Genomic DNA, 21,649 nt, shown 5'->3' on the forward strand with positions numbered 1-21,649 from the left:
GGTGACGCCCGCCCCCGCCCCCGGCCGGGGCGGGCGTCAGGGCTCGCGTGGGGTCCGGCCCGGGGCGGCCCGGCCTGCCGCGGGGCGCGGGCGCAGCCGGGCCGCGGCGCGTTGCCGGGGCGCGATGCGCGGCAGCGCCTGGCCGGCGAGCACGTCCAGCACGGCGGCGGCGGTGGCCCGCTCGCCGGTGGCGGGCAGATGACGCAGCAGCCGGGCGCAGTGGTCGGCCAGCAGGTGTGCGTCGCCGTCGGAGACGCGGCTCTGGTCGTGGGCGACGGTGAAGGTCAGGGAGCCGTCGCCGCCGCGGTGGACGAGCAGGGCGAGGGGAAGGCCGCGGTGGGCGCCGCTCGCCCGCTCCGGCTGCAGGCCGACGCCGGCGTCGCCGAGTGCGGCACGCGCGCCGGCGAGCGGGCGCGGCACGCTCTCCACCGAGACCAGGCTCTCCAGCAGTTCCGCGCCGGCCGCGCGTCCGGTCCACCGGTGGATCCGGGCGGTGGAGACCCATTCGTAGGCGGCCATGTCCAGGGCGCCGTCCCGCAGCGCCGCCAGCAGCCGGCCCAGGGGCTCCTCGGGGTCGACGCGCACCACCATCGGCAGGCAGTTGCGCATCGGCCCGGGCAGCCGCCCGGCGCCCTCCAGCGCGATGCCGCGCCCGGAGACGGTGACGCCGAAGCCCACCGTGCGGGCCCCGTCGTGCCCGGCCGCGCGGTACAGCAGCAGGGCCCAGACCGTCTGCAGGGCGCTGGACTCGGGCACCGAACGCAGCGCGGCCCAGCGGTCCAGCCGTCCGGCCTCGGCCGGGCTCAGCCGTACCTCGACCCGGCCGCGGCCCCGCTGCCGGGTGCGCGGGCCGGGCCGGGCCGGCAGTACGGCGACGGGGCCCGGGGGCACGGTCCTCGTCCAGAAGTCCCGCGCCGGCACGGGGTCCTGCCGCTCCAGCCAGTCCACCCAGTCCCGCAGGTCGGGCCGGCGCTCACCGCCGGGCAGCGCGCCGCCCGCGAGGTAGGCCCGGCAGAACTCCTCCATCAGCAGGTGCACGCTCCACGCGTCCAGCAGCGCGTGGTGGAAGGTGAGCACCACCCGGGCCGGGCACGGCGGGCCGGTGTCCGCGGGGCCGCCGGCCGGGGCGACGAGGGTGACGCGCAGCGGGCAGGGGCGGCGCAGGTCGAAACCGCGCCGGCGCTCCCGCTCCAGCAGCCTCTCCCAGCCGTCGGTGCCCGCGCGGTGGTGTACGACCTCGGCGCGGGCGCCGTCGCAGAAGACCAGGTGCGGTTCCGGTTCCCGCACGAAGGCGGCCCGCAGCACGCTCTCGCGGTCGACGACGGACTGCCAGGCGGCGGTGAACCGCTCGACGTCCAGCGGCCCGTGCCAGAGCCAGGTCAGCTGCCCGACGGGCCGTGCGGGTTTGGGGTGCGCGCCGGGGCCGCGCGGCAGGTCGTGCTGCGGCCAGATGACCGGTACGCCCGGCCGGCGTGCCGCACCGGGGCGGCCCCGTACGGCACGCGGACGGTTCTGCCTGGCCATGGGACGCCCTCCTCGGGTCGCTGTCTGCTCCCGCGTGGGCTGCGCCGGCCGTGCAAGTCGCGGGGAACGGCTGTGGGGGCGCGGTGCTCCCCGGGCATCGTGGCAGAGGCGGCTGCCGGGGTCCTGACGGCGTGCTGACGCGGCTCGCAGCCTGGCGGAGAAACGCTTCTGCACTGGCGGAGCGCCGGGCAGGAGTGCAGGTGCCCGGGGCGCCCGGCGGCGTGGACGGCGCCGGCCCCGTGCGGGTACCGGGGCGGGGCAGTGCGGGGCCGGTACCGGGACGGAGCGGGCCGGGGTGGGGTGGGGTGGGTGGGGTTATCCGGGGGGTGTGTCGGGTGCCGGGTCGGCCATCGCGGCCAGGAATCCCTGGTCCAGCATGGTGCCCGCGGAGGTGTCGCCGGCGGTGCTCAGTCCGGCGTCGTGGCAGGCGACGCTGAGCAGGTAGCGGTCCATCACCGGGTAGGTGGCGAATCCCCATTCCCCGCCGGCGACGACGCTGCCGTCCGGGGCGCTGAGCCGGCCGCCGCTGAAGCCGAACTCCTTGAAGCCGAGCCGCAGTCCCTGGCCGAGGGCCTTGCTGTAGGCCTCCTTCAGGGTCCACAGGTGCAGCGCGCGGGCGCTGCGTTCGTTTGCGGGCAGGGCGGCCAGTTCCCGTGCTTCGGCGGGGGTGAAGACCTGGGTTTCGAGCAGTTCCAGGCGTACGGGCCGCTCCGCGGGTTCCACGTCGACCCCGATGCGGCCGATGCGGCTGAGGCCGACGGCGATCAGGTCGCCGGTGTGGCTCAGGCTCAGCTCGATCTGGTCGAAGCCGCGCAGGTAGGGGCGTCCGCCCAGCCGGTAGGCGAGGTCCAGGTGTTCGGGCGGGACGGCCAGGGCCGCGGCGGCGGTGTTCTTGATCAGCAGCCGGGACGCGGCGAAGCGGTAGCGCACCACCGCGTCGGGGGTGCGGCGGTAGCGCTGCCAGTCCGCGCCGAGCAGGTGGGGCAGCCCGCGGGTGGTGAGCACGCTGGGCAGCCATTCGCTCCAGGTCGTGCAGACCAGCGCGTTGCCGAGCCTGGCGAGGTTCTCCCGGACTCCGGGCCAGGGCCCGGACGGCCGTGGCACGTGAAGGGGTACGGCGCACGTGACCCGGTCCATCGTCGTCTCCCTGCGTGTGGTCCTTTGGCCGGTCCTCCCGGCGGGGCCGGGGGTGGCGTGCCGCGGCCCGGCGTCCCCCGTGGCCCGGACGTCCTGGGCGGGTGTTCGCAGCCCGTGGGTGTCCGTGCTGTTGTGCCGGTGCCCGTGCTGTTGTGCCGGTGCCCGTGCGGGCCCGGGGCGGGCCCGGGGGGCGGGGCGTCCGGGTCCGTGCCCGGTCCGTTTGCGTGTCATCGTGGCTCAGCAGGCCAGGGGTGTGCCGTACAGGTCGAGGCTGCGGCCGTGGCGGCAGCGCTCCAGTACTTCGGCCAGGACCGTCTGTTCCACGCCGGCCGGCAGGTCCGGTACCGGGGCGCCGAGTCTGCGGCCGATGCGGCTGAGGACGAGGACCGCCCAGGCGGGGTCGGCCAGGAAGGTGTCGCCGCCGGCCTGGCCCTCCCACACGCCGAGGCAGGCGGCGGCGGACAGGACCAGGGCGTAGCGGTCGGCCAGGGCGCAGGCCAGGGGGTCGACGGCGGTGGTGGAGGTGGCGGGCAGGGCCGCGCACCGTGCGCGCAGGACCCGCAGCTCCCCCACCAGGGTCCGTGCCAGGCCGGCGAGCGCGGTGTGCAGGGGTCCGGCCGCCGTCCGTCCGGTCAGGCGTTCGGCGGTGCCGATCAGTGTCGCGGCGAGCAGGTCGTCGGTTCCGCAGTGGGTGAGCCCGGAGTGGTCGAGCGGCGGCAGCGGGGCGCCCGGTGTGAACAGTGCGGCCGGCGGTTCCTGGGAGCGGAACCAGGCCGTGCGGGCCAGCGCCGGCAGCTGCGGTACGAGTACCGCCTGGCACACGGCCGTTCCCGAGTGTCCCAGGCCGGCCACGGGCAGGTCCCGGGCCAGTTTCTGGAAGCCGCCGTACAGCGGTCCGCGGTCGTATCCGCGTGCGCCGAGGACGGCGGCCAGTTCTTCCAGGTCCTCGCGCAGCAGGTCCGGCATCGTGTATTTGACGGCCGCCGCGAGCAGGTAGGCGTCCTGCGGGACGAGGCTGAGGGCGCGCAGTGCGGTGACGGCCATGGCGTCGCAGGCCAGCAGGTCCGCGAACACGCCGCTGAGTGCCTTGTGCCAGCGCCGGGCGGGCCGGCGGCCGGGCCGGTTCTCGGTGGCGGCGCGTACGGCCAGCCGCAGCACGCCGTCCACGCCCGCCAGGACCGTGCCGGGGATGAGGCAGTGGCTGATCTGGAAGCTGCGCAGGGCCAGGGTCACGCCCTCGCCCAGGGAGCCGACCAGGGCGCTGTCGGGCAGCCGCACGTCGGTGAGGCGCAGTCCGTGGAAGCGGGCTCCGCGCATGCCGGGCATCTCCACCCGGGCCAGCCGGTGCACCTTGCCTGCGGCGGGTGCTTCGGGCAGCAGGAGCACCGAGTGGCTGTCCAGTCCGTGCCGGGGCGAGGTGCGGGCGTAGACGACGAAGGCGTCGGTGCGGTCGGCGTTCATGACCGCGTCCTTGCTCCCGTTGAGGAGGAAGGCGCCGTCCGGTGTGCGTACGGCGCCGACCTCGCGGCGCAGGATGGCGTTGGCGTGGGCGACTTCGCGGTGCACGATCGCGACCCGGCCGCCGGTGAGGAGGACGTCGGCGAGGGCTGTGCGCTGGGCGGTGTCGCCCGCGGTCCACACCGAGGAGGCGGCGAACAGCGAGGTGACGCCGAAGCCGTAGCCCAGGGCGAGGTCGCGGCGGAACAGGGGGCGCAGCACGCGGGCGAGCTGCTCGAGGTCGGTCAGGCGTCCGCCGAGGTCGTGGGGGACGAATTCGGCGCTCAGTCCGTGGCGGGCGAGCAGTTCCTCGGTGGCCGCGGGGGCCTCGCGGTCGTCGTCGGCCCGTACCAGTGCCAGGTGCCCGTGCGGGTTGCCGGGGTCGAAGGGGTCGCCGAGTGCGGTCTCCAGGCGGGCGGCGCGTGCGGGTTCGCCGGTGTCCGGGGGCGGGGCGCGGTGCTGTCCCGCCGGTGGGGTGGCCGTGGCGGCGGTGGCGGTCACAGGACCCGCACCGCGCCCAGGGCGTGGCGTGTGGCGTGGGCCAGGACGTGCCGTCCGGCGTGGGCCAGTTCGTCGCGCACCCGCCGGGCGGCGCCCTGGCGGGGGCCGGCGGCGTCGTCGCTCAGCAGGACGTGGTGGCGGACGCTGACGTCGATGCCCGAGGTGTGGGGGTCGATGGTCCATTCGCCGGTGTAGGCGGCCAGTGGTCCGGTGGTGCGCAGGTGCTTGTGCACGAGGCGGCCCGCGCTCGGGAAGCAGATGCGTACGGCCCGGGTGCCGGCCGCCGACCGGCCGTCCAGGGCGAGTGTCTGGACGCCCGGGGTGTCCTCGTGCACCGCGAGGGGGCGGGTGTGGGCGAGGTCGTCGGGCCAGTCCGCGGCCCGGTAGAGGAAGTCGAAGACCAGCTCGGGGGGTGCCTTGACCCGTACGGTGTCCTCGAAGGTCACCACGAGGTCGTCCAGGCGGGTCCAGCGCTCGGCGAGCCAGGCCAGGCTGTCGAGCTGGGTGCGGCTGTTGGCTCGGGTGACGTGCCTGGCCCAGGTCACGTCGGCGGGGGTGTCGCCGACGATGGTGAAGGCGTGTTCCAGCCGTACCCGGCAGACGTCGCCGGCGGGGCGCACGGTCCACACGCCGGTCATCGACTCGATGGGGCGGGAGGGCAGTTCCTGGTGGAACTCGACGCGCCGCTGTGCGACGTCCAGGCGCCGGTGCGACACCCAGGAGCTGACCCTGTCCCCGGCCAGCGCCCACATCCGCAGCCGTTCCCTGGTGCCGTCGAAGTCCAGTTGCTCCACGTGGACGCACGGGGGGAAGAACAGCGGCCACGCGGTGGCGTCGGCGATCAGTCCGTACAGCACTCCGGCCGGGGCCGGAACGCTCATTTCACAGGCAGTACGGTGCACTCGCGTATCCGGCATCGTCCACACCCTCCGTCGTCCAAGGCGTCGCCGCCGTGCCGGATCCCTGTTCGACCGCACGCGTGCCGCGGTCCCGGGGCGGGCGCGGCGGCCCGTTGTGCTGCGGCTGTCCTCGAGCCTGTCCGGAACCGCTCGGGATGTGCACGGGCCGTGCTCGTGTCCGTCTGGAGTGCTGCGCCGGGGCTGGGGCTCCACTGCGGTTGGGCGCGTTCTCGAGGCAGGCGGCGGAGCGTGGCCTCCCGTGCGTCGCCGCCGGGTTGTCCGGGAGGGGAGCGCACCGGTCACACGAGCGATCCGGGAGGTGGCAGGGATGGAGTTCTCCCGCCTGCGCCGATTCGTCCGCGGCCTGTGGGAAGGGCTGGTCACCTACGGCAGGCTGTGCGCCGGCGGCGAGGGGACGCCCTGTGAGGAGGCGCGCCCGCAGGAGGCGCGCCCGCAGGAGGTGCGTCCGCGGGAGGTGCGTCCGCGGGAGGTGCGTCCGTGGGGGGTGTGGGGTGATCCGCCTCCGGGCCATCCGGAACGGGTGCGCGGCGATGTGCCCCTGACCGACCTGGAACGCCGTCTCGCCCGCGAGCTGAGCGGCGGGACCTCCGAGGGCCGCGACGCCGGATAGTCCCGGCCGCCCGCACCGCCCCTTTGCCTCCCTCCTCTCCCCCGCCCCCTGCCCTGCTGCGGGGGCGAGTGCGGGCGCGGGCGCGGAGGTGAGTGCGGGCGGGCGGGTGTGTGTGGGGGGTGGGTGTGGGGGGTGGATGTGGGGGGGTGGGTGTGTGTGGGGGGGGTCAGTCGGTTGTGGGGGTCTGGAGTACGGCGGCCGAGTTGAATCCGCCGCGTCCGCGTGCGAGGACCAGGGCCACGCGTAGTCGGGGCAGTTCCCGTGGGGTGGTGACCAGGTCCAGCGGGCAGTCGTCCGCGGTGTGTGTGGTGCCGGTGGTCGGTGGGACGACTTTCGCGGCCAGGGTGAGGAGGGCTGCCGCCACGTCCAGTGCCGCTCCTCCGGCGCCCAGCCGTCCCGTCATCGTCTTGGGCACGGTCACGGGCACCCCGTGGGGCCCGAACAGGGCGCACAGGGCTCGGCTCTCGGCGAGGTCGTCGCTGCGCCGGGCCGCGCCGTCGGCGAAGACCACGTCCACCTGGGCGGGGGTCAGGCGGGCCTGTGCCAGCGCCAGTTCGGCCGCTTCCCGCAGCCGTGGGCGGTGCGGTCCGTCGAAGGTGGAGGCGCAGCCGGCGACGACGCCGTAGCCGGTGGCGCCGCGGCGGGCTGCTGTGCGGGTGTCTTCCAGGACCAGCAGGGCGCCGCCCTCGCCGACCGTGTGGCCGTCGGCGGTCGCCGCGAACGGCCGGTAGGCCTGTGCGGGGTCGCCGGTGCGGCTCAGCCGGCCGTCCGCCAGGTGGGCGGCCCAGCCCCACGGGCACAGGGTGGAGTCGACTCCGCCGGTGACCATGAGGGGGGCGCCGTCGCGGATGCGCCGTCGTGCCCGGGCGAGGGCGTCGATGCCGCCGGCCTGTTCGCTGATGACGGCGGAGCCGGGGCCGTGCAGCCGGTGCTGGATGGAGATCTGTGCGGGGGCCGCGGCGTGGAAGGAGGCGAACGACTGGTAGGCGCTGACGTGGGCGGCGCCTTTGCTCCACAGTGCGGCCAGTCCGCGCTGGCCGTACTCGGCGCCGCCGGCGGAGCTGGCGGTCATCACGCCGGCCCGGTTCGCGGACGTGTGGGGGGCTGCTTCGGCGCCCGCGTCGTGGAGGGCTTCCTGGGCGGCGGCCAGGGCGAGGCGGGTGCTGCGGTCGGTGGAGGGCAGCAGCCGGCTGGGGATGTGTTCCTCGTCGGTGAAGTCGGTGATCTCGCCCGCGATGCGCACGGGGTAGGCGGTGGCGTCGAAGCGGGTGAGGGGGCCGATTCCGCTGCGGCCGTGGAGCAGCGCGTCCCAGAAGGCGGGGGTGCCCAGGCCGTTGGGTGCGACGACGCCGATGCCGGTGACCAGGGCCCGGGGTGGGCCGGTGCGGTCCGGGCGGGCCGGTCGGGGCGGGTGTGCGGGGCGTGCGCGGGGGGTCATGCCGCCTCCCTCAGCCGTGGTCGGGTGAGGACCGCCGCGGTGTGGAATCCGCCGAATCCGCTGGCGACGCTGAGGACGGTGCTGGTGCGCTGTTCGCGTGCGAACAGGGGTGTGTAGTCCAGGTCGCAGGTGGGGTCGGGTTCGTGCAGGTTGGCTGTCGGCGGCACGATGCCGTGCCGGATGGCCAGGGCGCTGGCCGCCAGGTCCAGGGCGCCGGCGGCGCCGAGTGCGTGTCCGATCATCGATTTGATGGAGCTGACGGGCACCCGGTGGGCGTGGTGGCCCAGGCCGGCTTTGAAGGCGTGGGTCTCGTGCCGGTCGTTGTGGCGGGTCCCGGCGCCGTGGGCGCTGATGTAGTCGACGTCCGCCGGGTTCAGCCGGGCCTGGTCGAGGGCGCCCCGGATGGCGGCGGCCATTTCCTGGGCGCCGGGCCGCAGGCCCGTCATGTGGTGTGCGCTGCTGTGTGCGGCGATGCCGGACAGTTCGGCGTACGGGTGGGCTCCGCGGCGGCGGGCGTGTTCCTGTTCCTCCAGGACCAGTACGGCCGCGCCTTCGCCCAGGACGAATCCGTCGCGGGTGCGGTCGAAGGGGCGGCTGGCGGTGGCGGGATCGTCGTTGCGGGCGCTGGTGAGCCGGATGCGGTCGAAGCAGGCCATGGCGATGGGGGCGATGGGTGCCTCCGCTCCGCCGGCGACGACGAGGTCGGCGGTGCCTTCGCGGATCAGGTCGGTGGCGTGTCCGATGGCGTCCAGGCCGGAGGTGCAGCCGCTGGAGATGAGGCCGACGGGTCCCTGGGCGCCGCAGTCGCGGGCGATCTGGGCTGCCAGTGAGCTGGGTACGAAGTAGTCGTAGAGGCAGGCGGCGGCCTCGGCGTGGTCGAGTTCCCAGGTGTTTCCGAAGTCGCTGAGGAGGGCGTACTGGGTGGCCAGGGCCGTGGTGCAGCCGATCGCGCTGCCCAGGCTGACGCCGGTGCGCAGCGGGTCGCGGTCCGGGTGGTGGCCGATGCCGCTGTCGGTGACCGCTTCGCGTGCGGCGGTCAGGGCGAACTGTGCGACCCGGTCGAGGCGTTCGGTGTCGGCGCAGGCGAAGCCGTGTGCGGCGGGGTCGAAGTCGACTTCCGCGGCGATGCGTGAGCGGTAGGGGCCGGCGTCGAAGAGGGTGATGCGGCGGGTGGCGGTGCGGCCGATGGTCAGCAGGTCCCAGAAGTTCTTGGTGCCCACTGCGCCGGGGGCGACGACTCCGATGCCGGTGATCACGACGCGTTTCACCGGGTGCCTCCGGCCGGCTGGGCGCCGGCGTGGTCGCGGCAGGCGCGGCCGACGTGTGCGGCCAGGCTCACCGAGCCGGCGAAGAAGTGGCCGCCGGCGACGGTGTGCAGTTCGGTGGGGCGGGTGGTCCACTGCTGCCAGTGCCGCAGGGCGGCGGGGGCGGCGAGCGGGTCGTCGCTGCCGGCGAAGACGAGGACGGGGACGTCCACGGGTCCTCCGGTGACCGGGTCCAGGGCGGCGTTGCGCAGCGATTTGGCCAGTCGCAGGTCGTCGCGGAGCACGGGCAGGAAGGTGCGCCGCCACAGTCCGCCGGGCAGCGCGGAGGCGCCCGGGGGCAGTGAGCCGATGCTGTCGAGCAGGGGCAGCAGGTCCTCGTCGGGCAGGTCCGCTCCGTCGACCAGGGCGGTGGTGGTGTGCGGGGGCGGGCAGGCCCCCACCGCCAGGAACAGCGGTGGGGCGCCGGCGTCGGCCAGGGCGCGGGTGAGGGTGTATCCCACGAGGGCGCCCATGCTGTGGCCGTAGAGCGCGTAGGGGCCGCGGTGCGCGCTGTGCAGCAGGCCCGGCAGCAGGTCGGCGAGCAGGGCGGACCGTTCGGTCAGGCGTGGTTCCCGGCGGCGTTCGTCGCGGCCGGGCAGGGGCCAGGCGCTCACGTCGACGCCGTCACCGACCGCCGTCGACCAGCCGCGGTAGCTTGCCACGCCCGCGCCCGCGTGGGCGAGGCAGTGGAGGGTGACCCGGGCGGGTTTCGGCTGGCGGGCCTTGGTACGGGAAGCCATCCGTCGCCTTCCTCGTGAGCGGCTGTGTCCCGGGGGGCCGGGTCGGGGCGGCGCCACGGTGCGGTGCCGCGCGGTGCCCGCCCCCGGCGCCGGAGGCCGGGGGGCGGGGGTGCCGCCCGGTGCGGGCGGGGGTGCTGCGAGCCTCGCCCCGGCGGCTCGTGCGGCGCTCGACCGGGCACCGGCGCCGGCCTGCCCCCCGCCGGCCTGCGGCGCCCGGTGCCCGGTGTGCGGCGGCCGGCACGTCATGCCGCGTACAGGTCGAACGTGGAGGAGCGCCGGGGTCCGGCGACGACGTCCAGCTGCGGGTCGACGGCGAGCATCGCCTGGTGCAGCCGCTGCAGTTGCGGGGAGGGCTCGACGCCGAGTTCGCCGATGAGCCGCTGGCGCAGTCTGCGGTACACGTCGAGGGCGGCGGCCTGCCGTCCGGAGCGGTACAGGGCCACCATGGCCTGGGAGTGCAGGCCCTCGTGCTGGGGGTGGCGGGCGACCAGGTCGGTGAGTTCGGCGATGAGTTCGACGTGCCGGCCCAGGCGCAGCTCGGCGTCGATGCGGCGTTCGCGGGTGACCAGGCGGCTCTGTTCCAGGCGCATCACCTCGATCTCCAGGATCGGTCCGACCCGTACGTCGACCAGGGCGGGCCCGTCCCACAGGTCGAGGGCCGTGCGGAGCACCGCGGCGGCCCGTTCGTCCTCGCCGTCCTCGAACGCCTGCCGGCCCTCGACCACGAGCCGCTCGTAGCGGAACGCGTCGACCGCGTCGGCGGGTATCTGCAGCAGGTAGCCGCCGTAGCGGGTGGCGAGCACGTCCTTGGCCGAGCCCGGTACGTCCGGGCCCATGGCCGTGCCCAGCAGGCGGCGCAGCTGGAGGATGTAGGTCTGCAGTGTGGTCATCGAGCTCTGCGGCAGTTCGGTGCCCCAGATCTCCTCCATGAGGGTGGGCACCGGCACGACGCGGCCGGGGCACAGGGCGAGCAGCGTCAGGATCTGCCGGGGTTTGCCCGCGGTGGGGACGACCGGAATTCCATTGAATTCGGCGTTCAACGCACCCAGGACTTGTATTTTCACGATTCCCTCCGCAAGTTGTCAGGGCGGTCGGTTCTGAGCCGTTGACAGAGCCATTAGATACTGTCGCGTCGTGGCTTCCCGTGTCATTCCCGCCACTCCGCGGGAAGAGGAACCGGACGTTTCTTAGATCGGTGCGCGAGAGCGGCTCGAGCAGTGCTCCTGCCGTGCCCGGCGGGCAGGGCGGGGTGGTGTGCCGGTCCGTTGCCGGTGTACCGGCCGTGGGCGGGCCTTTCGCGTGCCGGGGCGAGGGGGCGGTCGCCGGGGTGCGGTTGTTTTCCGGCCTGGCGGTGGCATCCCGGAGCGCGGCCGGCATCGGAGCGCGGCCGGCGCCGGGAGGGGGCCGGGGACCGCGCGGGGGCGGATCGCGGGGGGGGCAGGGATCGGGGGGCGGGGATCGCGGGGCGGGGATCGCGGGGCAGGGACCGCGGGGCGGGGGGCGCAGGGGTGAGGGTTGTGGGGGGCAACGGTCTGTTGGCGGGGACCGTTGGGGCACGGTCCGTGAAGGCGCGGTCCGTGAGGGCTCCACGGCCGGTGAGGGCACCACGGTCGGTGAAGGCGGGAGCGTGGCGGAGTGAGACGGGGGCGGGAGCGGGAGCGGGGTGGGGTGGGGTGGTCGTCCGGTTCCTGCCGGGTCGCCCGGTCGCGCCCGGGTGGGCGTGGCGGGTGGGGTGGATGGGGTGGGGCGGGGCTGTCCGGTACCGGGTCCGTGTCTGCCGCGGTGACGGGCGCGCCGGGTGCCCGGCGCCGCCGGAATGTGGGGGGGGGTGGGGGGTGTGGGACCCGGTGTCCTGGTGTTGTGTGAAGCGGCCGGGGCGGTGAGGGCTGAAGAATCCTCGAGGATTTTTCCACACCGGTGTGCGGTCGTCTGGAGAATCCTGTTGGGGAAACAGTGGTCGGCTAGTGTGCGGCCGGAAGGAAGTGCATCTGCTATTCGTGAGGGAATACCAGGGCCGTGATCCGGGTCGGTGGATACGGAACCGGGTGCTTCCCGGGCAAGGGCGAGATGGAGTTTCGGATTCTTGGTTCCGTCCAGATTCACGACGAGCGGGCCGGTGTGCGGATCGTTCCCAGGGGGGCCAAGCAGCGTGCGCTGCTGGGTGCTCTGATCGTGCGGGCCGGTCAGGTGGTGCCCCGTGAGCGGCTGGTGGACGAGTTGTGGGGTGCGCGGCCCCCGGCCGATGCCGCCAACGCCCTGCAGGCCCATGTGGCCCGGCTGCGCCGTCTGCTGCCGGTGCCGGTTCCCGTGTCCGGTCCGGGCGCGGTGTCCCATGCGTGGCTGGAGACCTCCCCGCTGGGCTATGTGCTGGCTCTGGGGCCGGCGACCACGGACGCGCAGCGTTTCCACCGCCTGGCCGCGCGGGGCAGGGCGCTGGCCGCCTCCGCTCCGGGCCGGGCGGCCGATGTGCTGCGGGAGTCTTTGGCGCTGTGGCGCGGGCCGGCCCTGCAGGGCAGTGGCCAGGGGCCCGTCTGCTCGGCCGAGGCGGCCTTGCTGGAGGAGAGCCGGCTGCTCGTCCTGGAGTCGCTGTTCGACGCCAGTCTGCGGGCCGACCGCTGTGCGGAGATCACCGGTGAGCTGCAGGAGCTGGTGGCCGTCCATCCGCTGCGCGAGCGGTTTCACGAGCAGTTGATGGCGGCGCTGTACCGGTGCGGGCGGCGGGCGGAGGCGCTGGGTGCCTACGACCGGGCGTGCCTGCGGCTGGCCCGTGATCTGGGGGTGGGGCCGGGGCCGGTGCTGCGCGGCCGCAGGGAGGCGATCCTGCACCGGCACACCCCCGAAGGGCCCGGGCCGGCACCGGCGGGGCCGGAAGGGCCCGGGCCGGCACCGGCGGGGCTGCTGGAGGAGCGGGGGGCGTTGCGTGCGGAGCTGGCTGCGCTGCGCGGCCGGCTGGAGGTGCTGGGCCGGGAGCAGCGGGAGCTGTCCGAGCGGCTCGCCCGGCTCACGGCACGTCATGGGTGCGGCCTGTGAGGGTGCGGGGCCCGTTCAGCGGGTGACGAGCCGGCCGCCGCCGGCGGGGGTGGCGGCAGCAGTGGGGGTGGGGGTGGCCGGGACGTCGGGGCGGGTCATGAGGATGGAGCGCTGGAGGCGGCTGAGTGCGGTGGAGGGCTCCAGGCCCAGTTCGCTCACGAGCGTGCCGCGCAGGCGCTGGTAGACGTCGAGTGCCTCGCCGCGCCGGCCGGAGCGGTGCAGGGCCAGCATGAACTGTCCGTGCAGGCTCTCGTGCATCCGGTACTGGCTGACCAGCACCGTCAGTTCCGACAGCAGTTCGCGGTGGCGTCCCAGGCGCAGGTCCGCCTCGATGCGCTGGTCCAGTGCGCACAGCCGGGCCTCTTCCAGCCGCTTGATCTCCGTGTCGATGAGGAGGCCGGCCTGGATATCGGTCAGGGCGTGCCCGTTCCACAGGGAGAGCGCGTCGGCCAGCCGGCGGGCCGCGCCGGCGTAGTCCTCGGCGTCCATGGCCCGGTAGCCGGTTCCCGCGCGCTGGTCGAACTCCCGGTAGTCGACGTGTCCGCCGCGTGTGCGCAGGCGGTAGCCGCCCGGGACGGTGGCCAGGATGTCCTTGGCGGTGCAGCGCTCGCCGGTGTCGTGGTGCAGGGCCTGGGCGATCAGCTCGCGCAGTTGCAGGACGTAGGTCTGCAGGGTGGTCCGGGCGCTGCGCGGGGGGTTGTCCCCCCACAGTTCGTCGATGAGTGCCGACACGGGGACCACCTGGTCGGCGTTGAGGGCGAGCAGGGCCAGTACCTGCCGCGGTTTGGGAGCCGTCGGCACGACCGGCACTCCGTGTTCGCGTACCGACAGCGCACCCAGCACTTGGACGTCCACGTTTCCCCCATGAGTCAGGCCGCAGGCCGGGTGATCGGCCGGTGCGTCTCCCGGTGACCGGGAGCCGGTGCGCGGCTCCAGACCTGATAAAAAAACAGCACAGTCGGTTTGTCAATGTGGATCGGATATGCCGGCCCGTGAGCGCCGCGATCCGGTCACGCGCTGATCGAACGTGTGCCCGCTCTCCTTCGCCGAGCAGGCAGTCTTGTCTTCGAGGCCGTCGCGGGTGCGCCACCGGGAGGCGAAAACGCGCCCTGGGCAGCGGAGGGAGACGTTGGCCGAAAATATTCGCCATGCCGAGCGGGAGCGGGGGAACAGCGGGGGCGCACGGAAGCACCCTTGGTCCGCATATGACCGGATCGTTTGGGTGTCAGAGAGACCGGGATCGACTGGGAACCGACCTTGCGGTCTTGATCTAGCGGGGTGCGGAGCCCTCGGCCTCCAGACAGCCGAGGAAGGAGTGCGAGGCGAGGGTGGGCAGCAGCAGCAGCCAGAACTGGGAGACGGTGCGCCGGGAGAGCCAGACCTCGTCACGGGTGCCCAGGACCTCGAACCCCACGGTGGCGGCCACCACGGCGGCGGCCACGCCCTCCTGGGCCACGTTCTCGCGCAGCTCGCCGTGGCGCGCCGCCCGGTCGACCATGGCGGTGACCCAGGCGTGCCACCGCAGGCGCAGGTCGGTGCGGGCCGCGCGGCACGCTTCCCCGCTCAGTTCGAACCCCGCCCGCAGGACCACGTCCTGCTGCAGGTGGCGGGCGAGTTCGTGCGTGGCGTCGACCAGACGCTGCAGGGTGCTGGGGGCCCTGGGGCCGCGGGGGCCGGTGATGGTCTGCAGGACGCCGGCGGCGGCGCTCTCGACCGCGTCCGCCAGCACCGCCTTGCTGGCGAAGTGGAAGTGCAGCGCGCCGTTGCTCACGCCCGCCCTGGAACTGATCAGGGTGAGCGAGGCGGCGGTGAAGCCCTCGTGGTGGAAGACCTCGGCCGCGGACCTGATGAGGGCCTCGCGCGTGCGCACCGCACGTTCCTGTCTGACCATCGCTCACTCCGTCACTGCGGTGGATTGCCGTGCTTGCGCGAGGGCAGGTCGGCGTGCTTGGTGCGGAGCATCGCCAGGGACCTGACCAGCACCTCGCGGGTCTCGGCGGGGTCGATGACGTCGTCGACCAGGCCGCGCTCGGCCGCGTAGTAGGGGTGCATCAGCTCGGCCCTGTACTCCTTGACCATGCGGGCCCGCATGGCCTCGGGGTCCTCGGCGCCGGCGATCTGACGGCGGAAGATGACGCCCGCGGCGCCCTCGGCGCCCATCACGGCGATCTCGTTGGTCGGCCAGGCGTAGGTCAGGTCCGCACCGGTGGACTGGGAGTCCATGACGATGTAGGCACCCCCGTACGCCTTGCGCAGGATGAGCGAGATGCGGGGCACGGTCGCGTTGCAGTACGCGTACAGGAGCTTGGCGCCGTGGCGGATGATGCCGCCGTGCTCCTGGCCCACCCCCGGCAGGAACCCGGGGACGTCCAAAAGGGTGACGACCGGGATGTTGAAGGCGTCGCACATCTGCACGAAACGGGCGGCCTTCTCACTGGCCTCGATGTCCAGGACACCGGCCAGCGCACGGGGCTGGTTGGCGACGATGCCCACCACCTGGCCGCCCAGCCGGGCCAGGGCGCAGATGATGTTGCGCGCCCAGCGCTCGTGGACCTCCAGGTACTCGCCGTCGTCGACGATCTCCTCGATGACCGCGGTCATGTCGTAGGGGCGGTTGCCGTCCGCCGGGACCAGGTCCAGCAGCACCTCGCAGCGGCGGGCGGGCGGATCGGTGCAGGCAACGCAGGGCGGGTACTCGCGGTTGTTCTGCGGCAGCAGCGACAGCAGGTAGCGGACCTCCGCCAGGCAGGTCTCCTCGTCGTCGTAGGCGAAGTGCGCCACCCCGGAGGTCCCGGCGTGCACGTCCGCGCCGCCGAGCCCGTTGTGGCTGATCTCCTCGCCGGTGACGGCCTTGACCACGTCGGGGCCGGTGATGAACATCTGCGAGGTGTCGCGGACCATGAACACGAAGTCCGTCAGCGCCGGACTGTAGGCCGCACCGCCCGCGCACGGGCCGAGCATCACACTGATCTGCGGGATGACCCCCGACGCCCTGGTGTTGCGCTGGAAGATACCGCCGTAACCGGCCAGGGCGCTCACGCCCTCCTGGATCCGGGCGCCGGCCCCGTCGTTCAGCGACACCAGCGGCGCACCCGCCGCGATCGCCATGTCCATGATCTTGTGGATCTTCGTCGCGTGGGCCTCGCCCAGCGCACCGCCGAAGATCCGGAAGTCGTGCGCGTAGACGAAGACCGTGCGCCCCTCCACCGTGCCCCAGCCGGTGACCACACCGTCGGTGTACGGCCTCTTCGCCTCCAGACCGAACCCGCTCGCCCGGTGCCGGCGCAGCTGCTCGACCTCCTGGAAGGAACCCGGGTCCAGGAGCAGACCGATACGCTCACGCGCGGTCAGCTTGCCCTTGGCATGCTGCGCCGCCGTCGCCTTCTCCCCCGGCCCGGCCAGCGCCTGCGCACGGACCGCGTGCAACTCCGCCACCCGCCCGCGCGCACCCGAAAGCGGTGCCGCCACCTGGGGAACGTCATTGAGGACTGTCACGATGCCTCCTCCCTCACGGCGTCACCGACCACCCCAGCATAACAAACCGCGCGTGCGGTTTTTAGGGGGGGGTGTGCGGTGCGCACATGAATCAGCCATGGAAAACGCCTGCCGGCCGTCACCCACCGGCGCGCGGCCGGCCTAGCGCCAGCTGTACGGGGAGCGGTAAAGGACGCCGAAACGCTCACCCCGCCACGACGGGATGCGCGGCGGGGCATCCCCGCCCCCCTCCGGACGGGCGGCCAGCACCGCGCAGAGCACCACGGCGACCGCGGCCAGCTCTTCCTCACCGGCCTCACCGCGCTCGATCCGCAAGACACCCTCCGACGGCCCCATGTCCGCTCCTCTCGACCTTCGGCCACCGTCCGCCAGAGAGCTACAGGAACGCTCATGCCCCGGTCGAGAAGAACCCCACACCCGGCCCACACCACACAAACCCCACAGACCGCAGACCACACCCGCCCCACCAACCCCGGAGGCCGGCCGCCGCACCACACAGAACCCCCGGAAACCCCCGGCCGCACCACCACCGACCCCGGGGACCGGCTGCCGCCCCGGAAACCCCGGCCGCACCACCAACCCCGGGGGCCGGCTGCCGCCCCGGAAACCCCCGGCCGCACCACCACACGGCCCCGGAGACCTCGTCCGCCCCACCACGGCCCCCGAGGGCCGGCCGCCGCCCCGGAAACCCCGGCCGCCGCACCACGCCCATCCCTGGAGGCCGGAGACCGGCCACCGCACCACACGGACCCCGGAGGCCTGCTTCCGCACCATGCGGGCCCCGGCGGAGGCACCGCGGCCCGCACACCCGCACCCGCACCCGCACCCGCACCCGCACCCGCACGGTCGTACCTCTTGTCAGGCAGAGGCCGCGATCCGCCCGTCCACCCCCACCGCCGGTACCGCCGGAGCCGCCTCCCCGCCACCCCGGCCGCCGCCCCAGCTGCCGTCCCGGTCGTCGTCCTGGCCGTCCCGGTCGCCGTGGTGGCTGTCGTCCCGGTCCTCGAGGAGGGAGTCGCTCGCGGCCCCCAGCCGGGCCGCCCGCTGGACGGTGATGTCGAGACTGCTCAAAACGGCGGGCACCGCGATACTGGGCAGCAGATGCCGGAAGAGCGCCACCACCCGGGCCTCCAGATCCTCACGCCCGGCCAGGATCTGCGAGTAGAGCTGGGTACCGGTCCACGCCGCGGAGAACAGCCACGCGGCCTCGGCCGGCGCCACATGCGGCAAGAGCTCACCCTGCTCCTTCGCCGCACCCAGCAGCACCTCGGACGCCCCGATCCACTGCCGGATCGCCGACGAGCCGTACTCCGCACGCAACTCCTGCTCCAAGGACAGCCGGGCGACCGCACTCACCAGCGGATCACGCCGCATCCGGTAGGCCACGATCAGCCCCGTGTCCACGAACTCCTGCAGCCTGCACGGACCCGGCTCCACCCTGATCACCGAGAACTGCTGCTCCAGCACACCCTCCGCCAGAGCCTGCTTGGAGGGGAAATGAAAATACAGCGCACCCTTGGTCACACCCGCCCGTCTGAGGATCTCCCCGATGGTGGCAGCCTCGTAACCATAGGAGTCGAACACCTCAGCCGCAGCCTTCAGAATCGACAACTGGGTACGGATCGCTCGTTCCTGCCGAGCCACGGGACCTCCCGACGGTCTTTGCCTCAGAAGCGCCGAGGCACCGCCGCTCCCTGCCAAAACAAAACCAGGGAGTCCGTATTTTCGCAAGCCTGCACGTGTCAGCATCACCCCGCACCCGGCACCCCACACCCGACCGGCCCCCCAGAACACCCCCATCACTGGCTGCAGGAACACCCGCCTCCACCCCACCACACAAAACCCACGCCATCCCCGCACAACCGGGCCCCCGGAATTCAACCACCCGAAAAAACCGGCCGCCCCGCACAAAAACAATCCACCCCGACATCCCACCCGCCCCGGCACCCGGTCCCACCCACCCCGCACACCCCCGACACGCGACTGCCCGACAGCCGCCCGCCACCCGGGCGCACCCCGGACCCCACGGCCACGGCCACGGCCACGGCCCGGGGCCCGGGACCCGGGGCCCGGGCGCCCGCACAAGGACACCGGCACAGCACCCGCCGCACCCGCCGCACCCGCCGCACCCGCCGCACCCGCCGCACCCGCCGCACCCGCCGCCAACCTGTCGGGGGTACGCGCCGGTTCCATCCCCAGGGCCACCGGGCCAGGACCCTCACCCCGGCCGGGAACCCGCCACACCACCCCGCGCAGGGACGACGCCACGGCACCACCCCGCACCCCGCGTGAACCGCGCCCCGCCAACCATGCGGGGGCACACGCCCGGTCCACGGTGTCCTACTCACAGGACTCGGCCACCGGAAACGCCTTGCCCACCCGAGCACCGGCCAGGCCGTCGTGACAGGCCGTCAGAGCCCCGCAGCCGGCTTCCCTCCCGAACCCCGGTCCTGGCTCAGACCGCAGGGCCGGTGACGCAGCATGCACAAAGACAGGACCGATGCCTGACGGTGACCTGCCACAGGGGGTGACTCATGGGACATGATGACCGGACGTTACTGCCGGCAGCGAAGGAGCCCCGAATGCGCGGACCCGGTGACGAGGTGCCCGCGTCGCCCGAGTCCAGCGAAGACCCTGCTCGGGCACGCAGCGGACGGATCATCTTCCTGAACGGAACGTCCAGTTCGGGAAAGTCGAGTATTGCGCAGGCCCTGCTGCAGATCCTTGACGGAGACCCCTGCTTCCACCTGCCGGTGGACGCCTTCCACGCGATGCGAGCTCGTCGAGAGGTCTCCTGCGAGGCAATGCCCCAGCTTCTCCGACGTACGTGGAAAGGCTTCCACCGGGCTGTCGCTGGTATGGCCGCAGCCGGCAACAACGTGGTGATGGACCACGTCCTGAGTGAGGAATGGCGGCTGCTGGACTGCCTCGGACTCTTCAAGGCCAAAGAGGTGGTCCTGGTAGGGGTGCACTGCTCGCTGGAGGAACTGGAACGCCGCGAACGAGAACGCGGGGACCGCCCGCCGGGCCTCGCAGCCCGCCAGTTCCATCACGTACACGCACACGGCCTGTACGACATCGAATGCGACACGACCACAACCAGCGCAATGGACTGCGCCCGGCAGATCAGCAACTTCCTGCCCCACCAACCAGTACCCACCGCGTTCGAACAGCTCACCGCGGCCCTGCGCCCCGACCTGCCGACCGCCGACTGAGCTTCTTCGAGCTGGCCACCGATCGGGGTGAATGCGGCTGAGCGCTTCAGTGTCGAGTGGGCGGTTGCAGCGTCCGGTGCCAGCAGCTTGGTGAGCCGGGACAAGCATCCACTCGAGCTGGCCGGCCCGAACGCCAACCCGGCGGCAAGGGCCGGTGAGCGACGATCAAGCTGTTGCCAGCCGCTGGCCCTAAGGTCGGCCTTATGACATCAGACCTGGTCCGCGACTCATGGACTCGCATCGACGCGTGGCTAGGCGAGCACGCGCCCCGCACTTTTGCCACGCTTCGGCCGCCCGCGGGAGACGAGGAGATCGCAGCAGCGCAACAGGAACTGGGGGTCACCTTTCCTCCGGACCTGGTCGCTTCACTCCAGCGGCACAACGGGGCGCTGAAGGGGCCCGAGGCCTTCCGGTTCAGTACGGGCGACCGGCTGCTCGAAGTGAGCGGAATCCTCGGGGACACCGGGTCATGCGCGGTATCGACCAGGGCCTCGACGGGGAGACCGAGGGCTACTGGCTTCACGACTACGTCACGTTCGGTTCTTACGACGTGACGTCGGACGGTCTCCTGATGGACTGCCGTACTGAGCGCGGCTCCTTCGGTGCGATCGGACGGTTCTTCGACGAGACCGGCACCAGATTTGGGCAGGCCGACTCGCTGGGTGGGTATCTGGCCGAACTGGCCGACACGCTGAGCGCGGCCAGGAGGCTGGTGTCGTCACGTTCAACGGCCGGCTGTTCTGGGAGGGGCCCCTGCCTGCCAGGCCGGAGTGCAGTGCCGACGAGCCCCTTCCCGCACCGGATGAGCAGCTGCCAGAGCTGGACCTGTCCCGCAGTCCCACCGACCTCCTCCACGTGAGCCACCTGGACGGACTTGAGGAACTCGGTGCACTGATCGCAGTCCTGCCGTACGAGCAGGTGGTTGAGGCCGCACGGAAGCAGCTGCGCAGACTGGCGGTCGAAACGGGGCTGAACAACTACCCGGAGGTCAAGGCAGCCCTGGACGCGTGGGAGCGTGGTGTGGCCCTACCGCGACCGGACCAGACCGCCCCGCTCGCCTTGCGACTCCGTGCGGTGCTCGCACAGGCCGATACCGGACGAGACGTCACTCGCAGGCGGGCCGCGGAGAAGACAGCCCTCGGGCTCTGGGGATCCCCCTACAGATCCGTGTGCGAGAGCGCGCAGACCCGGAGCCACTTCACTCTCGACTGGCGTGCGGATCTGCATGCGGACTTGGGCAATCCGCCACTGCCACCGATACCTGACGACCGATTCTGGGGGGCACTGCGCAACCCCGCCACCGACTCCAGTTGGTACGCGGCTCAGTACACCTAAGATCAGGACTGACCCCAGGGGTTTCCCATCCGCGTGAGCGCTTCATGCGGCGGTCGCCGCCAGACAAAGCGCTCCCTATGTTGTTCTGCGGAAGGTACTGAGCCCTTCGTATGGTTCACCGCCCAGGAAAGAGAACACCCCGGAAGGCGAACACCCCGCACAGCGAAGCCGGCACGGGCCGAGGCTCCCCCGTCGCCCGGGAGGGACTGATCACCCCGGGTGGCGAAGGTGCGTCCGCGGAGCCCCTCCGTCCTGACGAGCATCCAGAGGTCTTCTGCGAGGGCGTTGTCGTACGAATCCCCGACGGACTCCATGAACGCCCCAATCCCCGCCCGTACCAGCCGTGTGGTGAGCTTCACCGACGAGTACTGACAGCCGCGGCCGGCATGACGGATCAGCTGACCCGGTTCGGCATTGAGGCCGGCGACGGCAGCACCTTCCCGGCCGCCGGCCACCTCGCCGCCTACGCAGGACGCGCACCGGCGACCCGCAGTTCAGGGTCGCCGATCCGTGGCGAACAACCCTCCAGGAGAGGAAACAAGCAGCTCAAGAAGGCTTCTCCCTCTCCGCGTTCGCAGCCCTGGGCGACCCGGCATCACAGGTCTGCTACGACAAGAAGACCGCCCACGGCACACACCACCCCCAAACCCTGCCCCTGCCCCTGCCTCGCCAGACCACGGGCAGACACCCCTCTCGCGATGCTCCGCGACGGAACCTTCTACGAACCCCAGCCCGCCACGTCATAGTGAATCACCGAGAGCCCACCGTGCTCCGGCCCACAGCCGCTCGAACTCCTCCACAGTGACCCGGCCTCCGGCTGGTCCTGCCAGCCATCCACGGGACCTTCGGCGAGAACGCCGTACTGCCGTTCACAGCGGAACACCACCGCGAAAACAGCATCAT

The 21,649-nt window shown here is 73.0% G+C and carries 19 protein-coding genes and 1 pseudogene; 7 read left to right on the forward strand and 13 right to left on the reverse strand.

Annotated features, from left to right (window positions below; all coding sequences use genetic code 11):
• Positions 1-36: 36 nt before the first annotated feature.
• From ACVV2G_RS28925 to ACVV2G_RS28940, 4 genes are all read right to left on the reverse strand, one after another.
• A complete protein-coding gene (locus ACVV2G_RS28925) occupies positions 37-1,524 on the reverse strand; it encodes a condensation domain-containing protein (RefSeq protein ID WP_453845731.1) in 1,488 nt (495 codons plus the stop codon).
• A 315-nt stretch (positions 1,525-1,839) separates the two neighbouring features.
• Positions 1,840-2,661: a 4'-phosphopantetheinyl transferase family protein gene (locus ACVV2G_RS28930; RefSeq protein ID WP_453845732.1), complete on the reverse strand. Its 822-nt coding sequence runs from the start codon at positions 2,659-2,661 to the stop codon at positions 1,840-1,842.
• A gap of 237 nt (positions 2,662-2,898) precedes the next feature.
• Positions 2,899-4,659 (reverse strand): acyl-CoA dehydrogenase family protein, encoded by a 1,761-nt coding sequence (locus tag ACVV2G_RS28935; protein ID WP_453845733.1) that lies wholly within the window; start codon positions 4,657-4,659, stop codon positions 2,899-2,901.
• Positions 4,656-5,540: an aromatase/cyclase gene (locus tag ACVV2G_RS28940; protein ID WP_453845734.1), complete on the reverse strand. Its 885-nt coding sequence runs from the start codon at positions 5,538-5,540 to the stop codon at positions 4,656-4,658. Before ACVV2G_RS28940 ends, ACVV2G_RS28935 begins: the two co-directional genes overlap by 4 nt.
• Positions 5,541-5,886: 346 nt before the next feature.
• Here ACVV2G_RS28940 and ACVV2G_RS28945 point away from each other — a divergent pair, with 346 nt between their 5' ends.
• Positions 5,887-6,189, forward strand: coding sequence for a DUF6059 family protein (locus ACVV2G_RS28945; RefSeq protein WP_453845735.1), 303 nt, complete (start codon positions 5,887-5,889; stop codon positions 6,187-6,189).
• 166 nt (positions 6,190-6,355) lie between these two features.
• Here ACVV2G_RS28945 and ACVV2G_RS28950 read toward each other — a convergent pair whose 3' ends face one another.
• From ACVV2G_RS28950 to ACVV2G_RS28965, 4 genes are all read right to left on the reverse strand, one after another.
• Positions 6,356-7,627 carry a beta-ketoacyl synthase N-terminal-like domain-containing protein gene (locus ACVV2G_RS28950; protein ID WP_453845736.1) on the reverse strand — a complete coding sequence of 424 codons (1,272 nt, stop codon included), beginning with the start codon at positions 7,625-7,627 and terminating at the stop codon, positions 6,356-6,358.
• On the reverse strand, positions 7,624-8,895 hold the full coding sequence (locus tag ACVV2G_RS28955; protein WP_453845737.1) for a beta-ketoacyl-[acyl-carrier-protein] synthase family protein: 1,272 nt from the start codon (positions 8,893-8,895) through the stop codon (positions 7,624-7,626). Before ACVV2G_RS28955 ends, ACVV2G_RS28950 begins: the two co-directional genes overlap by 4 nt.
• On the reverse strand, positions 8,892-9,671 hold the full coding sequence (locus tag ACVV2G_RS28960; RefSeq protein WP_453845738.1) for a thioesterase II family protein: 780 nt from the start codon (positions 9,669-9,671) through the stop codon (positions 8,892-8,894). The genes ACVV2G_RS28955 and ACVV2G_RS28960 overlap by 4 nt, the downstream gene beginning before the upstream one ends.
• Positions 9,672-9,913: 242 nt before the next feature.
• Complete coding sequence (locus ACVV2G_RS28965; protein WP_453845739.1) at positions 9,914-10,735, reverse strand: AfsR/SARP family transcriptional regulator; 822 nt, start codon at positions 10,733-10,735, stop codon at positions 9,914-9,916.
• A 1,003-nt stretch (positions 10,736-11,738) separates the two neighbouring features.
• On the opposite strand from ACVV2G_RS28965, the gene ACVV2G_RS28970 reads away from it, so the two are divergent.
• Positions 11,739-12,701 (forward strand): AfsR/SARP family transcriptional regulator, encoded by a 963-nt coding sequence (locus tag ACVV2G_RS28970; RefSeq protein ID WP_453845740.1) that lies wholly within the window; start codon positions 11,739-11,741, stop codon positions 12,699-12,701.
• Positions 12,702-12,716: 15 nt separating this feature from the next.
• On the opposite strand, the gene ACVV2G_RS28975 is transcribed toward ACVV2G_RS28970, so the two are convergent.
• The 5 genes from ACVV2G_RS28975 to ACVV2G_RS28995 all read right to left on the reverse strand — a co-directional run bounded on the left by ACVV2G_RS28975 (position 12,717) and on the right by ACVV2G_RS28995 (position 17,840).
• A complete protein-coding gene (locus ACVV2G_RS28975; RefSeq protein ID WP_453845741.1) occupies positions 12,717-13,556 on the reverse strand; it encodes an AfsR/SARP family transcriptional regulator in 840 nt (279 codons plus the stop codon).
• 415 nt (positions 13,557-13,971) lie between these two features.
• The gene (locus ACVV2G_RS28980; RefSeq protein ID WP_453845742.1) at positions 13,972-14,592 is read right to left on the reverse strand and encodes a ScbR family autoregulator-binding transcription factor; all 621 of its coding nucleotides are present in this window, start codon (positions 14,590-14,592) and stop codon (positions 13,972-13,974) included.
• A gap of 11 nt (positions 14,593-14,603) precedes the next feature.
• Positions 14,604-16,196 (reverse strand): acyl-CoA carboxylase subunit beta, encoded by a 1,593-nt coding sequence (locus ACVV2G_RS28985; RefSeq protein ID WP_453845743.1) that lies wholly within the window; start codon positions 16,194-16,196, stop codon positions 14,604-14,606.
• 141 nt (positions 16,197-16,337) lie between these two features.
• Positions 16,338-16,532, reverse strand: coding sequence for an acyl-CoA carboxylase epsilon subunit (locus ACVV2G_RS28990; RefSeq protein ID WP_453845744.1), 195 nt, complete (start codon positions 16,530-16,532; stop codon positions 16,338-16,340).
• A gap of 522 nt (positions 16,533-17,054) precedes the next feature.
• A complete protein-coding gene (locus ACVV2G_RS28995; RefSeq protein ID WP_453845745.1) occupies positions 17,055-17,840 on the reverse strand; it encodes a ScbR family autoregulator-binding transcription factor in 786 nt (261 codons plus the stop codon).
• 938 nt (positions 17,841-18,778) lie between these two features.
• On the opposite strand from ACVV2G_RS28995, the gene ACVV2G_RS29000 reads away from it, so the two are divergent.
• The 5 genes and pseudogenes from ACVV2G_RS29000 to ACVV2G_RS29020 all read left to right on the forward strand — a co-directional run.
• Positions 18,779-19,411 carry a chloramphenicol phosphotransferase CPT family protein gene (locus tag ACVV2G_RS29000; RefSeq protein ID WP_453845746.1) on the forward strand — a complete coding sequence of 211 codons (633 nt, stop codon included), beginning with the start codon at positions 18,779-18,781 and terminating at the stop codon, positions 19,409-19,411.
• Positions 19,412-19,614: 203 nt separating this feature from the next.
• Positions 19,615-19,965 (forward strand): SMI1/KNR4 family protein, encoded by a 351-nt coding sequence (locus tag ACVV2G_RS29005; RefSeq protein WP_453845747.1) that lies wholly within the window; start codon positions 19,615-19,617, stop codon positions 19,963-19,965.
• The gene (locus ACVV2G_RS29010) at positions 19,881-20,270 is read left to right on the forward strand and encodes a hypothetical protein (RefSeq protein WP_453845778.1); all 390 of its coding nucleotides are present in this window, start codon (positions 19,881-19,883) and stop codon (positions 20,268-20,270) included. Before ACVV2G_RS29005 ends, ACVV2G_RS29010 begins: the two co-directional genes overlap by 85 nt.
• A complete protein-coding gene (locus ACVV2G_RS29015; RefSeq protein WP_453845748.1) occupies positions 20,267-20,746 on the forward strand; it encodes a hypothetical protein in 480 nt (159 codons plus the stop codon). The genes ACVV2G_RS29010 and ACVV2G_RS29015 overlap by 4 nt, the downstream gene beginning before the upstream one ends.
• Before the next feature lie 413 nt (positions 20,747-21,159).
• Positions 21,160-21,492 (forward strand): annotated as a pseudogene (locus tag ACVV2G_RS29020) (transposase); the annotation flags it as partial.
• Positions 21,493-21,649: the final 157 nt, after the last annotated feature.

The sequence above is a fragment of the Streptomyces sp. JK94 genome (genome assembly GCF_053613315.1).

Excerpts from the sequence above, each read along its gene's own strand:
- ACVV2G_RS28940 (WP_453845734.1), bottom strand. The coding sequence starts at position 5,540 with ATGAGCGTTCCGGCCCCGGCCGGAGTGCTGTACGGACTGATCGCCGAC.
- ACVV2G_RS28970 (WP_453845740.1), top strand. The coding sequence starts at position 11,739 with ATGGAGTTTCGGATTCTTGGTTCCGTCCAGATTCACGACGAGCGGGCC.
- ACVV2G_RS28950 (WP_453845736.1), bottom strand. The coding sequence starts at position 7,627 with ATGACCCCCCGCGCACGCCCCGCACACCCGCCCCGACCGGCCCGCCCG.
- ACVV2G_RS29010 (WP_453845778.1), top strand. The coding sequence starts at position 19,881 with ATGCGCGGTATCGACCAGGGCCTCGACGGGGAGACCGAGGGCTACTGG.
- ACVV2G_RS28945 (WP_453845735.1), top strand. The coding sequence starts at position 5,887 with ATGGAGTTCTCCCGCCTGCGCCGATTCGTCCGCGGCCTGTGGGAAGGG.
- ACVV2G_RS28930 (WP_453845732.1), bottom strand. The coding sequence starts at position 2,661 with ATGGACCGGGTCACGTGCGCCGTACCCCTTCACGTGCCACGGCCGTCC.
- ACVV2G_RS28960 (WP_453845738.1), bottom strand. The coding sequence starts at position 9,671 with ATGGCTTCCCGTACCAAGGCCCGCCAGCCGAAACCCGCCCGGGTCACC.
- ACVV2G_RS29000 (WP_453845746.1), top strand. The coding sequence starts at position 18,779 with ATGCGCGGACCCGGTGACGAGGTGCCCGCGTCGCCCGAGTCCAGCGAA.
- ACVV2G_RS28925 (WP_453845731.1), bottom strand. The coding sequence starts at position 1,524 with ATGGCCAGGCAGAACCGTCCGCGTGCCGTACGGGGCCGCCCCGGTGCG.
- ACVV2G_RS28990 (WP_453845744.1), bottom strand. The coding sequence starts at position 16,532 with ATGGGGCCGTCGGAGGGTGTCTTGCGGATCGAGCGCGGTGAGGCCGGT.
- ACVV2G_RS29005 (WP_453845747.1), top strand. The coding sequence starts at position 19,615 with ATGACATCAGACCTGGTCCGCGACTCATGGACTCGCATCGACGCGTGG.
- ACVV2G_RS28980 (WP_453845742.1), bottom strand. The coding sequence starts at position 14,592 with ATGGTCAGACAGGAACGTGCGGTGCGCACGCGCGAGGCCCTCATCAGG.